General features: G+C 46.9%; 10 protein-coding genes. 8 read left to right on the top strand and 2 right to left on the bottom strand.

The window, feature by feature from the left end; all coding sequences use genetic code 11:
* Positions 1-262: 262 nt before the first annotated feature.
* From V7S65_RS21070 to V7S65_RS21040, 7 genes are all read left to right on the top strand, one after another.
* Positions 263-607 carry a DUF7674 family protein gene (locus tag V7S65_RS21070; protein WP_336387723.1) on the top strand — a complete coding sequence of 115 codons (345 nt, stop codon included), beginning with the start codon at positions 263-265 and terminating at the stop codon, positions 605-607.
* Between the two features lie 246 nt (positions 608-853).
* Positions 854-2,566: a potassium-transporting ATPase subunit KdpA gene (gene kdpA / locus V7S65_RS21065; RefSeq protein WP_079471641.1), complete on the top strand. Its 1,713-nt coding sequence runs from the start codon at positions 854-856 to the stop codon at positions 2,564-2,566.
* Positions 2,567-2,586: 20 nt separating this feature from the next.
* Entirely contained in the window at positions 2,587-4,632 is a 2,046-nt protein-coding gene (gene kdpB / locus V7S65_RS21060) for a potassium-transporting ATPase subunit KdpB (protein ID WP_079471642.1), read from the top strand.
* 25 nt (positions 4,633-4,657) lie between these two features.
* A complete protein-coding gene (gene kdpC, locus V7S65_RS21055; protein ID WP_079471643.1) occupies positions 4,658-5,221 on the top strand; it encodes a potassium-transporting ATPase subunit KdpC in 564 nt (187 codons plus the stop codon).
* A gap of 114 nt (positions 5,222-5,335) precedes the next feature.
* Positions 5,336-6,418, top strand: coding sequence for a porin (locus V7S65_RS21050; protein ID WP_336387724.1), 1,083 nt, complete (start codon positions 5,336-5,338; stop codon positions 6,416-6,418).
* Positions 6,419-6,428: 10 nt separating this feature from the next.
* Positions 6,429-7,553, top strand: a complete 1,125-nt coding sequence (locus V7S65_RS21045; protein WP_111577133.1) for a sensor protein KdpD — start codon at positions 6,429-6,431, stop codon at positions 7,551-7,553.
* The gene (locus V7S65_RS21040) at positions 7,550-9,244 is read left to right on the top strand and encodes a sensor histidine kinase (RefSeq protein WP_111577132.1); all 1,695 of its coding nucleotides are present in this window, start codon (positions 7,550-7,552) and stop codon (positions 9,242-9,244) included. The genes V7S65_RS21045 and V7S65_RS21040 overlap by 4 nt, the downstream gene beginning before the upstream one ends.
* Before the next feature lie 5 nt (positions 9,245-9,249).
* Here the strand turns inward: V7S65_RS21040 and V7S65_RS21035 are convergent, their stop codons facing one another.
* A complete protein-coding gene (locus V7S65_RS21035) occupies positions 9,250-12,198 on the bottom strand; it encodes a hybrid sensor histidine kinase/response regulator (RefSeq protein WP_336387725.1) in 2,949 nt (982 codons plus the stop codon).
* A 284-nt stretch (positions 12,199-12,482) separates the two neighbouring features.
* Between V7S65_RS21035 and V7S65_RS21030 the strand changes: the two genes are divergently transcribed.
* Positions 12,483-13,187 carry a porin family protein gene (locus tag V7S65_RS21030; protein ID WP_336387726.1) on the top strand — a complete coding sequence of 235 codons (705 nt, stop codon included), beginning with the start codon at positions 12,483-12,485 and terminating at the stop codon, positions 13,185-13,187.
* 99 nt (positions 13,188-13,286) lie between these two features.
* Here the strand turns inward: V7S65_RS21030 and V7S65_RS21025 are convergent, their stop codons facing one another.
* A complete protein-coding gene (locus tag V7S65_RS21025; RefSeq protein WP_079471649.1) occupies positions 13,287-14,063 on the bottom strand; it encodes an enoyl-CoA hydratase-related protein in 777 nt (258 codons plus the stop codon).
* Positions 14,064-14,072: the final 9 nt, after the last annotated feature.

Here is a 14,072-nt window from a genome sequence, read left to right as displayed (position 1 = left end):
CTATTCACAGGAGCGGTTTTACGAAAGTAAAACCGCTCTTTTTTTTGTTCCATCCCCAACAGGTACCCCCCTGGAAACTCTTTCATTTTTGCATACACCCTACCATTTCTGCATGGTTTGGCCAATGAACAGCATCTCCCTATCTTCCTCAAATATTATTTAATATACTGATTAATAACCGTTTGTGTTCGTTTGAAAGCCTCTTTTTCAATGCTGGCACTCCGCTGGCATTACCCTATTTGTATCAAAACAATTGATCCATATGCTACCAGACTCAAAAATCTCTCAATTGATAGGTTTACAGATTCCGGGGTTAACATTTCCCGCAGAACAGCAACAGCCTGTAAAGGGTTCTGTCAGTAAAGTGATCCACACGTTTGCTGATTATACCGGCCGGATGATCCGGAGTGAACAACTTCATGAGGTGAAACGTTGTTTTAACGTGGCCGCTGTATTGTATCATAATGGGAGCAGTGCCCTGCGTAACGCCATCGAAAGCGCGTTTATGTATACGCTCTCTCCCCTGCTCTGCGGAAAGCATAAGGAACTACTTCCCTTATCACTGAAGAACGTACGGATTCAACATTTACAAACTATAGCTATTTAAAACACTTTTTATGATGATGACTATTCTCCTGGTGCTGGCAGGATTGGCCTGCTTCGCCGTATTCTTCAAATCGGTCGACTATTTCGAAAAGATCTAACTAAAACGCTTGTTATCATGAATGCATTATTTGTTTTATCACTTTTCGTTTTCGGCTACATGATCTATGTACTGTTGAAACCTGAAAAATTCTGATTGGAGATTTTACTCCCACGCCTATACGCAAAGCTTATTTAACTGACTATAGAAATGACAACAGAAATCTTAGGCGTAATAGCCACCTACGGCATTACGCTTTTACTGGCCTGGCCACTGTCGAGGTACATTGTAAAGGTATTCAGGGGTGAACGGACCTGGTCCGATTTTATGGCGCCGCTGGAACGCCTCTTCTTTAAAATTTCCGGTATCAATCCTAAGGAGGAAATGAACTGGAAAGAGCACCTGAAGGCATTACTTACCATCAACCTAGTATGGTTTGTATATGCCTTTTTTGCACTGTTTTTCCAGGACAAGCTGCCGCTGAACCCGGATGGAAACCCTGGCCAGTCGGCCGACCTGGCGTTTAATACCGCCATCAGCTTCGTGGTGAACTGTAACCTGCAGCACTATTCCGGTGAAACAGGCGTTACTTATTTCACCCAATTATTTGTACTGGCCTTCCTGCAGTTTGTGAGTGCCGCTACCGGTATTGCTGCGCTGATTGTGGTGTTCAAAGCCATGAAAGAAAAAACAACCACTAAGCTGGGTAACTTCTGGGATATCTTCCTGAAAACAATCACCCGTATACTGTTACCAATAAGTATTGTGATTGCGCTGATCTTTGTTTTCAATGGTATGCCTGCCAGCTACGCCGGCAAGGAAGCCATTGTTACTATGCAGGGTGATACCGTGAACGTTTCTCACGGTCCTGTAGCGGGCTTTGTGGCGATCAAACACCTCGGTACCAACGGTGGCGGATGGTTTGGCGCTAACTCCGCTCATCCGCTGGAAAATCCTAACTACGTTACCTGGATGACGGAAATGGTAGCACAGGTGCTCATTCCTATCGCAATGGTATTTGCACTGGGGATGTTTATACAACGAAAGAAATTTGCGATGGTCATCTTCGGAATTATGACCATTGGTATGATATGCCTGCTGATCCCTTCCATGCAGCAGGAAATGGCCGGTAATCCTGCCATTGCCCACATGGGTATCCAACAGGCTACCGGGGCTATGGAAGGTAAGGAAGTGCGGTTTGGAGCCGCCGCCACGGGATACTGGAGTACCGTAACCACTATTATTTCTACCGGTTCTGTATGCGGCTGGCACGATAGCACCATGCCTATGACCGGCATGATGCAGCTGCTGGGTATGATGCTCAACTGCTTCTATGGCGGTTGTGGTGTAGGGATACTCAACTATTACATCTTTATTATTATCGCGGTGTTTATATCCGGGCTCATGGTAGGCCGTACGCCAGAATTCATGGGACATAAGCTGGAAGCGCGGGAAGTAAAGATTGCTGCTATTATTACTTTGTTGTCGCCGTTCCTGATACTGGCTGGTACCGCTTTATCATCGTGGGTATTGTCGCACCACCCGGATGCCAACTGGGCGGTGAAGCCATCGGCCTGGTTAAATAACCCCGGCTATCACGGCTTCTCTGAAATGCTGTATGAGTATACTTCTGCCAATGCCAATAATGGTTCCGGTTTTGAAGGTTTAGGAGATGGAAACGTTTTCTGGAATGTATCTACCGGCTTTATACTGATCCTCGGCAGGTTCCTGCCTATCATAGGACCGGTTGCCATTGCGGGTTTGATGGCTTCCAAAAAATATATACCTGAATCCGCCGGTACGCTGAAAACAGATTCACTCACTTTTGGCGCCATGACCTTCGCGGTGATCGTTATCCTCACTGCCTTGTCTTATTTCCCGGCACTGGCACTGGGCCCGATCGCAGAGTATTTTTCCCTGTAATTTTTTAATGACTGACTACCATGAAGCATGATAATAAATTGTTTCCGAAAGAATTGGTGATGGAGAGCCTGAAGCAGTCTTTCGTAAAACTGAATCCGAAATTAATGATCAAAAACCCGGTGATGTTCACCGTGGAAATAGGTACTGCCGTAATGCTGATAGTAGCGCTGTATGCGCTCTTTACCGGCAACAAGGAACAAGGCAGTGCGGCGTATAATGTTGCCATCTTTGTAGTACTCTTCCTTACCGTGTTGTTTGCCAACTTCGCCGAAGCCATTGCAGAAGCGCGTGGTAAAGCACAGGCAGAAAGTTTGCGTAAAACAAGAGAAGAAACACCAGCGAAGAAAGTAGAACTCGTAGGTGAAATCTTCACCAACGAAATCAAAATTGTATCCTCTTCTTCCCTGCGTAAAGGCGACATCTTTGTATGTGAACCGGGCGATATTATCCCCGCCGACGGTGAAATTGTACAGGGCCTCGCCAGCATCGACGAATCTGCCATCACCGGCGAAAGTGCGCCGGTGATCCGGGAAGCCGGTGGCGATAAATCCAGTGTGGTAGGTGGTACCAAAGTTTTGTCTGACCATATTAAAGTACGGGTAAGCACTGAACCGGGCGAATCTTTCCTGGATAAAATGATTGCCCTCGTAGAAGGCGCCAGCAGGCAGAAAACGCCTAATGAAATTGCGCTCACCATCCTGCTGGCCAGCTTCACCCTGGTGTTTATCATTGTATGCGTAACGCTGAAACCATTTGCAGACTATGCACAAACACCGATCACCATTGCGGCCTTCATCTCCCTGTTTGTATGCCTCATCCCTACTACCATCGGCGGTTTATTATCGGCCATCGGTATTGCGGGAATGGACCGTGCATTGCGTGCCAACGTGATCACCAAATCAGGTAAAGCCGTGGAAACCGCTGGCGATATTGATGTGTTGTTGCTGGATAAAACCGGTACCATCACTATCGGTAACCGTAAGGCAACTAACTTCTACGCCACCAATGGCATTTCCACCGCAGAATTTATCCGCCTCTGCGCACTCAGCTCTTTATCCGATGAAACACCGGAAGGTAAATCCATCGTGGAGCTGGCAGGTAAAGACGTGGTAAGTAAATTATCAGTGAGTGGCTCCAGCCTGGTGAAGTTCACCGCCGAAACCCGCAGCAGCGGTATCGATCTGCCCGATGGCAGCCGTATCCGCAAGGGCGCTTATGATGCCATCAGGCGACTCGCGGAAAAAGAAGGATTCTCTTTCCCGGCGGAAACACTGGCTAAAGTAGAATCTATTTCCAACGATGGTGGTACGCCACTGGTAGTAGCGCTCAACAGCAAAGTGCAGGGCGTTATTGAATTGCAGGATATTATTAAGCCGGGTATCAGCGAGCGTTTCGACCGCCTGCGTAAAATGGGTGTAAAAACGGTGATGGTGACCGGTGATAACCCGCTTACCGCTAAATATATTGCCAACAAAGCCGGTGTGGACGACTTCATCGCTGAAGCCAAGCCGGAAGATAAAATGAGCTATATCCGTAAGGAACAAAATGAAGGCCGGCTGGTAGCCATGATGGGCGACGGTACAAACGATGCGCCCGCCCTGGCCCAGGCCGATGTAGGCGTGGCCATGAACAGTGGTACCCAGGCCGCGAAAGAGGCCGGTAACATGGTGGATCTCGACAACGACCCTACCAAGCTGATTGAAATCGTGGAAATTGGTAAGCAGCTGTTAATGACACGCGGTACCCTTACCACCTTCTCCATTGCCAACGACGTAGCAAAATATTTCGCTATTGTGCCTGCGTTGTTTGTGGCCTCCATACCAGCATTGCAGGGTATCAACATCATGAAACTGCATAGCCCTGAAACAGCAATCCTGAGTGCCGTTATTTTCAACGCCATCATTATCCCGATGCTGATACCGCTGGCCCTTCGTGGCGTGGCTTATAAGCCTATCGGCGCCAGTGCGTTGCTTCGCCGCAACCTACTGATCTATGGCGTAGGTGGTATCATAGCGCCTTTCATCGGTATCAAGCTGATTGATATGCTGATAGCGCTTTTCATGTAATTCTAAACTGATAAATTTTAAAGAGATGAAAAAATATCTTTGGCCTTCTGTAAAACTCACACTGTTACTGGTGGTATTACTGGGAGGATTATATCCGCTGTTTATTGCTGGTGTGGCTAAAATGGCTCCCGGTAAAGGCGATGGTATCAAAGTAACGCATAACGGAAGAGTAGTGGGTTATGAAAACATTGCACAGAAATTCAGTGATGATAAATATTTCCAGCCCCGCCCTTCTACGGTAGATTATAACGCCGCCGGTTCCGGTGGTTCCAATAAAGCGGCGGGTAACCCCGATTACCTGAAAACCGTACAGGAAAGAATTGATTCCTTCATGGTACACAACCCGGATGTGAAAAAAGAAAACATCCCGGCAGAACTGGTCACCGCTTCTGCCAGTGGTTTAGACCCGCACCTCACTCCTGCTGCCGCCTATGTACAGGTGCCACGTGTAGCGAAGCTGAGAGGCATTCCTGCGGATAAGCTGAAACAACTGATCGATGCCAATACCCAGGGTCCTTTAATGGGACTGTTTGGTTTATCTACTGTTAATGTGTTAAAATTAAACATAGCGCTCGATGATATGAAGTAGGGCGCAGTCCTTTTATTCCTTTAGCCTGTGAATGTCTTATGAAGAACCTTTTACCTGGTAGTCTGTCGCAGCAGATTACCAGTGATTCTACCAACACGAACCTATATATTTAAGATGAAGAAAATTTTATTACTGGCCGGCGCACTGGCAGCTGCTAATACTATGTTTGCCCAGGACGCACCGCCACAAGAGAAAGAGAAAGGAAAAGTAACCTTTTCCGGCTATGCCGAAGCGTATTACAGTTACGATCTGAACAACCCGGCTAATCATACTAAGCCCGGATTCCTGTATAATTACAATCGTCATAATGAATTAAACCTCAACCTGGCGATGGTAAAGGCCACGTATACGTCAGACCGTATCCGGGCCAACGTAGGACTGATGGCGGGTACCTATCCGCAATACAACCTGGCATCGGAACCTACCCTGATGCAGTATGTATACGAGGCTAACGTGGGTATCCGTGTAGGCAAAAACGTTTGGATTGATGCAGGTGTAATGCCGGCGCACATCGGTTTTGAAAGCGCCATCGGAAAAGATTGCCCTACCCTCACCCGGAGCATCCTCGCAGAGAATTCTCCTTATTATGAAACCGGCGCCAAAGTAACCTGGACGCCCAACGACAAATGGTCGTTTGCCGCCATGTACCTGAACGGATGGCAAAGGATTAAAAAAGTGGATGGTAACCAAACCCCTGCTTTTGGTACACAGATCACCTTTAAGCCAACAACAAAAATATTGCTCAACTGGAGCACTTACATCGGTAATGATCTGCCGGATAGTGTACGCCAGATGCGCTACTTTAATAATGTTTATGGTACCTTTAGTATAACGGATAAATTCAGTGTCATTGCAGGATTCGACTATGGATTACAGCAAAAGGCCAAAGGATCATCCGACTTCAACAGCTGGTACAGCCCTGTTGTAATTGCCCGGTACGCATTTACCGATAAATTTGCGATGGCAGGACGCGTAGAGCATTACAATGATCAACATGGCGTTATCATTAGCACCGGTACACCGGATGGTTTTCAAACCACCGGCTACTCTCTTAACCTGGATTTTACCCCGGTGAATAACGTGATGTTCCGGCTGGAAGGCAGATCATTTAACGGAAAAGACAAAACATTTATGAAAGGAACAGAACTGAAAAACACCAATACTGCGATCACTGCATCACTGGCCGTATGGTTCTAACTAAATAATAATGACAGATAAAGAACACTCCGTACAGCAATTTCTTAACCTGGCTAACCGCGCCGGCAGAGGGAAGTTTAAAATTTATATCGGCATGAGCGCCGGTGTAGGTAAAACATACCGCATGCTGCAGGAGGCGCATGCCATGTTAAGAAATGGGGTGAATATCCAGATCGGTTACATCGAAACACATGGGCGTGCGGAAACGCATGCCCTGCTGGATGGACTGCCCCAGATACCCCGCCGGCAGGTATTCTACAAAGGGAAAATGCTGGAAGAAATGGATCTTTCCACCATCCTGCTGCTGGCGCCCGACTGGGTAGTGGTAGATGAACTGGCGCACAGTAATATCCCCGGCTCCAAAAATGAGAAGCGCTGGCAGGATGTTGTGGACCTGCTCAATGCGGGGATCAATGTTATTTCTGCCGTGAACATTCAGCACATCGAAAGTATTAACCAGGAGGTGAAATCCATTACCGGCGTGGAAGTGCAGGAGCGCGTTCCCGACCTGATACTGCAAATGGCCGATGAAGTGGTGAACATCGACCTTACCGCCGATGAGCTGATCACCCGTTTGAAAGAAGGTAAAATTTATGATCGCTCCAAAGTAGAGAGCGCCCTGAGTAATTTTTTTCAGGCAGATAAAATCCTGCAATTACGTGAGCTGGCACTGAAGGAAGTAACCACACAGGTGGAACGGAAAGTGGAGATCCAGATCCCACGTAACCTGCAGATGCGCCATGAGAGTTTCCTGGCATGTATTTCTACCAATGATGAAGTGGCCCGGAAGGTAATCCGCAAAACAGCCAGGCTGGCCGCTTATTATCACGCCGACTGGTTTGTATTGTATGTACAAACCCCGGGCGAAAGCGCCGATAAGATTGCGCTTGCTGCCCAACGTCATCTTATTAATAACCTGAAACTTGCTACAGAACTCGGTGCGGAAGTTATACAGGAACATAACGCCAAAGTATCGGAAGCTATCATTAACATTGCATTGGAAAAACATGTTACTACCATTTGTATGGGAAAACCGCATATCAGTCTTTTCCGCATCATTTTGCGCACTAACCTGTTTAACCAGTTGTTGAAAACGCTTTCTTCCAACGATATCGACATTATCATATTATCATGAGTACGTTCAGATTAAAAACAAAGATTACGCTTGGTGTACTGTTCCTGTACATCATGCTGCTGGTGGTGAGCATACTGGGCTATTACTATCTGAACCGCCTGAACGAAAAGGCGAAGTTCATCCTCAAGGATAACTATGAATCGCTGGAGTATTCGAAAAATATGCTGGTAGCTTTGGAAGATCTGCCGGCTCATCGTGCCGCTGCTATGCAAACTTTTTCCGTTAATCTCAGGAAGCAGCAGGCCAACGTAACAGAAAGAGGTGAGAAAGATGCAACGGAAGCAGTTGCCCGCATTTTTGAATTGCTTAAAAAAGATTCTACCATAGAAATAGGCGCTATAAAGAAAAATATCTACACCATCATGGACCTCAATATGGCCGCCATTGTAGGTAAAAATGAAAGGGTAAAGAAAACAGCAGATAATGCGCTGCTCTATATTGCTATTATCAGCGGACTTTGCTTTGTATTGGGATTCACTTTTGTTTATAACTTCCCCGGGTACATTGCCAATCCCATCGATGCGCTTACGCAGGGGATTAAAGATATCGCCAACAAACAATATGGTAAAAGACTCTACTTTAAATCCGGCGACGAATTCGGCGATCTGGCCGCCGCTTTCAATACAATGGCCCAGCGGCTGGATGAATACGAACACAGCAACCTGGCGCGCATTGTATTTGAAAAGCAACGCGCGGAAGCCGTGATCAGCAGCCTGAAAGATGCTACCATCGGATTTGATGTAAATAATGTGATCCTGTTTGCCAACACCCCTGCCCTGCAACTGCTGAACATACCTGAAAAGGATCTCATCGGACAGCCGGCGGAAGAAATAGCCAAACGCAACGACCTGCTACGCTTCCTCGTGAATACAAAGGAAAATGCCCCGCTTAAAATAGTGGTGGACGGAAAAGAATGTTTCTTCACCCGCGAAACAACCGACATCAGGCATGAAGAAAAACGTATAGGCTACGTAGTTATTCTCCGGAATATTACCACTTTTAAAGAACAGGATATTGCCAAAACGCATTTCATTGCCACTATTTCCCATGAGTTGAAAACGCCGCTGGCAGCGTCTGATTTCAGTATTAAGCTGCTGGAAGATGAAAGGACGGGGGTATTGAGTACTGAACAGAAAGAGCTGTTGGACAGCCTGAAACAGGACAACCGGCGCATGATAAAAATTGTGAGTGAGCTGCTGGACCTGTCGCAGGTAGAAAGTGGCAATATACAATTGCAGCCGCAGCCGGTTACTGCGATGAACATTGTGCAATACGCGATGGACACGGTACAGAAACAAGCCGCACAACGCGAAATCACCATCCGCACACAGGTGCCGGATACTTTACCGAAAGTACTGGCAGACGTGGAGAAAACCGCCTGGGTATTGGTGAACCTCTTAACCAATGCCATCCGTTATTCTGCCCACGGCGCCGCCATAGAACTAACGGTAACGCCTACCGGAACAGAGATGGTATCGTTTGTGGTACAGGATTATGGAAAAGGTATTCCGGAAGCCTTCCGTGGTAAAATATTTGAAAGGTTTTTCCAGGTTCCCGGTATGAAGGGCCAGGGGAACGGGCTCGGACTGGCCATTTCAAAGGAATTTATTGAAGCCCAGGGTGGCATCATTGGCGTAAATAGCGAAGAAGGAAAAGGCAGCCAGTTTTATTTCACCTTGCCGGAGGCATAGTGTTGTCAGGGTTGTTCAATGTGCGCTTTTACAAGATGTACATGTTGATAATAGATAGCACTAATTTCCTGCAACCGGTCAGGGATGCTGTCGAGATTTTCTTCCAGCCGGGCATCTCTTTCAACAGATAAAGCTACATCCGATGCGTATTGCATGCCAACCATATGCAGGTTAAATTTCATCTGGTGCGCCAGCATATAGAGCGGTTGCCAGTCTTTCGCTGCCAGCAGCTGGTTCATTTCTGAAAGTTTTTGCGGAATGCTGTCCAGCAGTTCTTCCAGCATTATTTTCACATGTTCTTTTTCACCGGACATCATGCTGTATACAGCGGAGAAGTCCAGTTCGCTGAAAGGTATTTCAGTGGCTTCTTTTTTTTCAGTGATTGCTTCCGGTGTTTGTTCTCCCAGTCCTTTCAGGATTTTATGAAACAGGTCGGTTCGGTCGAATGGTTTGGAAACGTAGTCATTCATCCCGGCGGCCAGGCAGCGGTCTTTTTCTCCTTTTAATGCGGAGGCGGTCATGGCAATCATGTAGGTCCGGATGCCTTTCCCGCGTATGGCCTGCGTAGTCTGATATCCGTCCATTCCCGGCATCTGGATATCCATAATGATGCAATCGTAAGATTTGTAGTCCAGCATTTCAAGGGCCAATTTTCCGCTGTTAACCACGTCTGTTCTGGCACCTGCATTGCGGAGTGTATGAAATACCACCTGTTGATTGATGTCGTCGTCTTCCACTACCAGTATGGTTTTCCCTTGCAGTGGTTTTTCTGCATGGTGAAGATGCCCCTTGTCATCTTTACCGGTAACTTCTTCGTTGTTGCGGGCAAACGGAAGCTCAAAGTAAAAAGTAGCGCCTTCGTTCAGGCGGCTGTTTACCCGGATAAAGCCATGTTGAAGGGTGATGAGTTCTTTGGTGATGGCTAATCCCAGGCCGGTGCCGCCAAATTTGCGGGTATTGTCTGCATGTGTTTGGGAGAAGCTTTTAAAAATCATCTCATGTTGGTCCGGGTCGATGCCTATGCCGGTATCCTTTATTTCAAAGCCCAGCTGAACAGTGGATTGTTCCTTATCTTCCTTTACCAGCGATACTTTCACGGTTATTTTTCCACTATGGGTAAATTTAATAGCATTTTCCACAAGGTTGGTCAGGATCTGGTTGAGACGTATTTCATCTCCCAAAAGATAAGCTGGGATGGCGGTATCTATCTCATCAAAAAACGACAGTTCCTTTTGTTGCGCCTGTAATTTCAGGGGGAAGAGGGCATTGTCTATTACCTCGTAAATATCAAATGGTTCGTGGAGGAGCAGCAGCTTACATGCTTTTATTTTTGAGAAGTCGAGGATTTCGTTGATGATCACCAGCAGGCGGTTGGCGGACGTTTTGATGGCGCCGGTGTACTCCAGTTGTGTGGGAGATAGCTGGCTTTGCTGCATCAGGAGGTTGGTCATGCCGATGATACCGTTCATGGGTGTACGAATTTCGTGGCTCATATTGGCGAGGAACATTTCCTGGGCACTGATGGCTTCCTGCGCCAGGTTATTGGCGTTTTCAATGGCGGTGATATAGTTGTTTTTTTCGGTGAAATCCTGTCCTATACCGCAGATGCCGATCATTTCACCGTCTGAATTCCGGAGCGGGAATTTGGTAATAAGAAAGTGATAGATCTTATCGTTCACGGTAATGCTCTGTTCTGATTTTACCCTGGCGCCTGTTGTCCTTACTTCAAGATCCAGTTTGGCATAGCGTTGTACCCAATCGTATGGTAGTTCTTCATCTGTTTTGCCAATGATATCTTTTTTATCTACGCCGTGTATTTCGGTAAAGCGGTTATTCACCAGCAGGTATTTGCCGGGCATATCTTTTATGAACATCATAGACGGCATAAAGTCGAGGATGGCATCCAGGCGTTGCTGGAGATACATCACCTGGTCTTCGTTTCTTTTTTTCTTATCAATATCCCTTACTACGCATTGAAATTCTTTTACCCGGCCATCTTCTCCGTACACCAGTGCGGCCATTTGTTCCACCCATTTTTTTGCGCCCGATTTGGTAATGATTTCAAATTCCTGGGAGGTATAATCGTCGCCTGTTTTCACCTGGTTCATGTAAAAGGCTTCGAGTCGTTTCCAGGTATCTTCTTCCAGGAACATGGAGTAATGTTTGCCTACCAGTTCTGTATTGGGGTAGCCGGTCATTTCGGCGGCGCCTTTGCTCACGTAGGTAAAGATGCCATCTACCTGCGATTTATAGAGGATCAGTTCTGTTTCTTCTGCCAGCCGGAGAAAGGACTGTTCTCTTTTGTGCAGCTGGTTGGTTCTCAGCTTCAGCTTTTTGAACATCCGGTATAAATACCGCGATTCGCCCAGTAACAGTACCAGTGTGAAAAGGCTGATGATAATGGTGGTCCAGAAAGAGTACAGGGTATAGCGATTGTCTTTGTCGACCCGTTCAATCAGTTTACGCCGGTTTGCCTGCATGAAATTATTCACTGCTATTCTTACGCTGTCGCGGAACAGGGCGTTTTCGGGGGCAGTGATCAGTTGTTTGGCCAGGGCAGGTTGGGTAGCTGCCAGTGCAAGTATCCGTTGATGATAGCTGATTTTTTTCCGGAGAAGGATACTGAAATTATCCAGTATTTTTTGAGAGATGGTATCACCAGGCATGCTGGCTGAAACAGATTGGAGGAGGCGTAGCACGCTGTCTGGCAGGGCATAATTGGCGGCAGGGATACGGGACTGCCCCATGAGCAGCATGTCGCGGATGCTGTTGGTATAGTTATTATCCAGTACGGCTACGGTTCTTACCTTATCTATCAGCAGGTTGGTTTGTATCATGCTTTCCGCCGCGCTCCTGCTTCTTTTTTTAACCACCCAGGCATAATATACAAAACCCATGAGCGCCATAAATACTACCAGGATAAGTACCAGAACGGTATTTACAATTTTTTTCATGCGTAGGCTTTTCAACGGCTCTTTAATAGCGTTGGCAGGGGTTATGAGCTCAGTGACGGATTATTTATTCAAATTAGGATATTTTGGGGCAATATTGCTGTTCATCTTGTTCAATCCAACGTATGGACCAGGAAAAGATTATGGAGGTCAGTATTTCTTTTTCTGTTACTTTCGGCGTGCGAATGTATTACCGGGTGAATGTTTTAGCAATACTTTAACGGATTGTCTTTACAATCATTCCATTATATTTGCCTAATATTCTTTTTCCTAAGTATGTATATTATATGAAGAAAATAATTTTTACCCTGGGTCTGATAGCTGTTTCTATTGGAGTTTTTGCACAGGATGGCGGTTCACCGATGAATAAAGCGGTTAATAAAGTTACCCATTCTAACGACTTTTTAATGGTACAGTTGTCATACGATGGCTGGGCGGGTGCGCCTGACAGTATTAAGAGCGGCCTTAACAGGGGTTTTAATATTGCCCTGATGTACGACTTCCCGTTCAAGAAATCCAAGCTGAGTATGGCAGCGGGTTTAGGTATCAGTACCAGCGGTGTTTACCTGAAAGATCATACGATGGATATCCAGGGAAAGCTGAATCGTAACCAGGTGTCTTTCCCTACTTCCACGGCTAAAAAGAATAAAGTGGCTACCACTTACCTGGAAATTCCTATTGAATTAAGATACCGCAGTGTGCCGGATAACGCCAACAAAGGCTTCAAAGCCGCAGTAGGTGTGAAAGTAGGCGCCCTGGTAGATGCTCATACCAAAGTAAAATATACCGGCGCCAATGGCAGCAAGGATATTGATAAAGATGCCAACAGGGGATTCTTTAACCCGTGGCGCTTTGCGGCTACTGCCCGTGTAGGTTACGGTAACTTTGCCTTATTTGGCTCCTATTCCCTGAATCCATTGCTGAAAGACAATGCCAGCAATAACCTGGATATCAGACCTTACCAGATTGGTATTTGTTTAAGCGGATTGTAACAGCCTCCGGGCTTTTATATAGAGAAAACGGCCCGGGTTTAACACCTGGGCCGTTTTTTTATGGTGAGATGATCAGCGCGATCGCTTATCTTTTACCAGTTACTCTCCTTTGAATACGGGCTTTCTTTTTTCGAGGAAAGCCTGGATCCCTTCCGCGTTATCGGCGGAGTTACCGGCAATTTCCTGGCAATAGGCTTCGTATTCGAGTACTTCATCCAGGTTATCCGTCATGCCTTTGGTGAGCATTTTTTTCATGAGTGCAATGGCTTTCGTAGGTGCGGCAGCGTAGTAAGCGGCTTCCGCCTGTACGGCGGCATCCAGTTCCGCAGCCGGCACCACTTTGTTTACCAGTCCCAGTTTCAGCGCTTCCGCCGCGCTTACTTTACTGGCTTTGGTAGCCAGTTCAAAGGCCCGGTGGTAGCCCACGGTACGGGGCAGGAAGTACGAAGAGCCAGAATCCAGCACCAGCGCGATGTTCACAAAAATTTCTATCATGGTGGCTTCCTCGCTGGCAATGATCAGGTCGCAGGCCAGTGCAAGGGAGCATCCTGCGCCGGCGGCCACGCCATTGAGCCGGCAGATAACCGGCTTGGGCATATTGCGGATGGCGCGAATGATCGGGTTATAGCGTTTGTGCAGCGATTCGCTCAGGTCGCGCTTTCCGGCCTCCATAGAAGCCTTGAGGTCCTGACCACTGCTGAAAGCTTTGCCGGCGCCTGTTAACACGACCACTCTCACTGCCGGATCTTTTTCTGCTTTCTTTAATGCATCCTGCAACTCATAGCTGAGCGGATCGTTGAACGCATTGTATACTTCAGGTCTGTTTAAGGTGATGGTAGCAATACCATCCTGAATATCCAGTAATAAAGCAGCCATGATAATATG

This window comes from Chitinophaga sp. CCNWYY40 (assembly GCF_037483205.1).
GTDB lineage: Bacteria > Bacteroidota > Bacteroidia > Chitinophagales > Chitinophagaceae > Chitinophaga > Chitinophaga ginsengisegetis.
This window is presented reverse-complemented; position numbering and strand designations above follow the sequence as displayed.

What these genes read in the sequence shown, in the direction of transcription:
- V7S65_RS21025 (WP_079471649.1), bottom strand. Translation starts at nt 14,063, where the DNA reads ATGGCTGCTTTATTACTGGATATTCAGGATGGTATTGCTACCATCACC.
- V7S65_RS21045 (WP_111577133.1), top strand. Translation starts at nt 6,429, where the DNA reads ATGACAGATAAAGAACACTCCGTACAGCAATTTCTTAACCTGGCTAAC.
- V7S65_RS21040 (WP_111577132.1), top strand. Translation starts at nt 7,550, where the DNA reads ATGAGTACGTTCAGATTAAAAACAAAGATTACGCTTGGTGTACTGTTC.
- V7S65_RS21030 (WP_336387726.1), top strand. Translation starts at nt 12,483, where the DNA reads ATGAAGAAAATAATTTTTACCCTGGGTCTGATAGCTGTTTCTATTGGA.
- kdpA (WP_079471641.1), top strand. Translation starts at nt 854, where the DNA reads ATGACAACAGAAATCTTAGGCGTAATAGCCACCTACGGCATTACGCTT.
- kdpB (WP_079471642.1), top strand. Translation starts at nt 2,587, where the DNA reads ATGAAGCATGATAATAAATTGTTTCCGAAAGAATTGGTGATGGAGAGC.
- V7S65_RS21035 (WP_336387725.1), bottom strand. Translation starts at nt 12,198, where the DNA reads ATGAAAAAAATTGTAAATACCGTTCTGGTACTTATCCTGGTAGTATTT.
- kdpC (WP_079471643.1), top strand. Translation starts at nt 4,658, where the DNA reads ATGAAAAAATATCTTTGGCCTTCTGTAAAACTCACACTGTTACTGGTG.
- V7S65_RS21070 (WP_336387723.1), top strand. Translation starts at nt 263, where the DNA reads ATGCTACCAGACTCAAAAATCTCTCAATTGATAGGTTTACAGATTCCG.
- V7S65_RS21050 (WP_336387724.1), top strand. Translation starts at nt 5,336, where the DNA reads ATGAAGAAAATTTTATTACTGGCCGGCGCACTGGCAGCTGCTAATACT.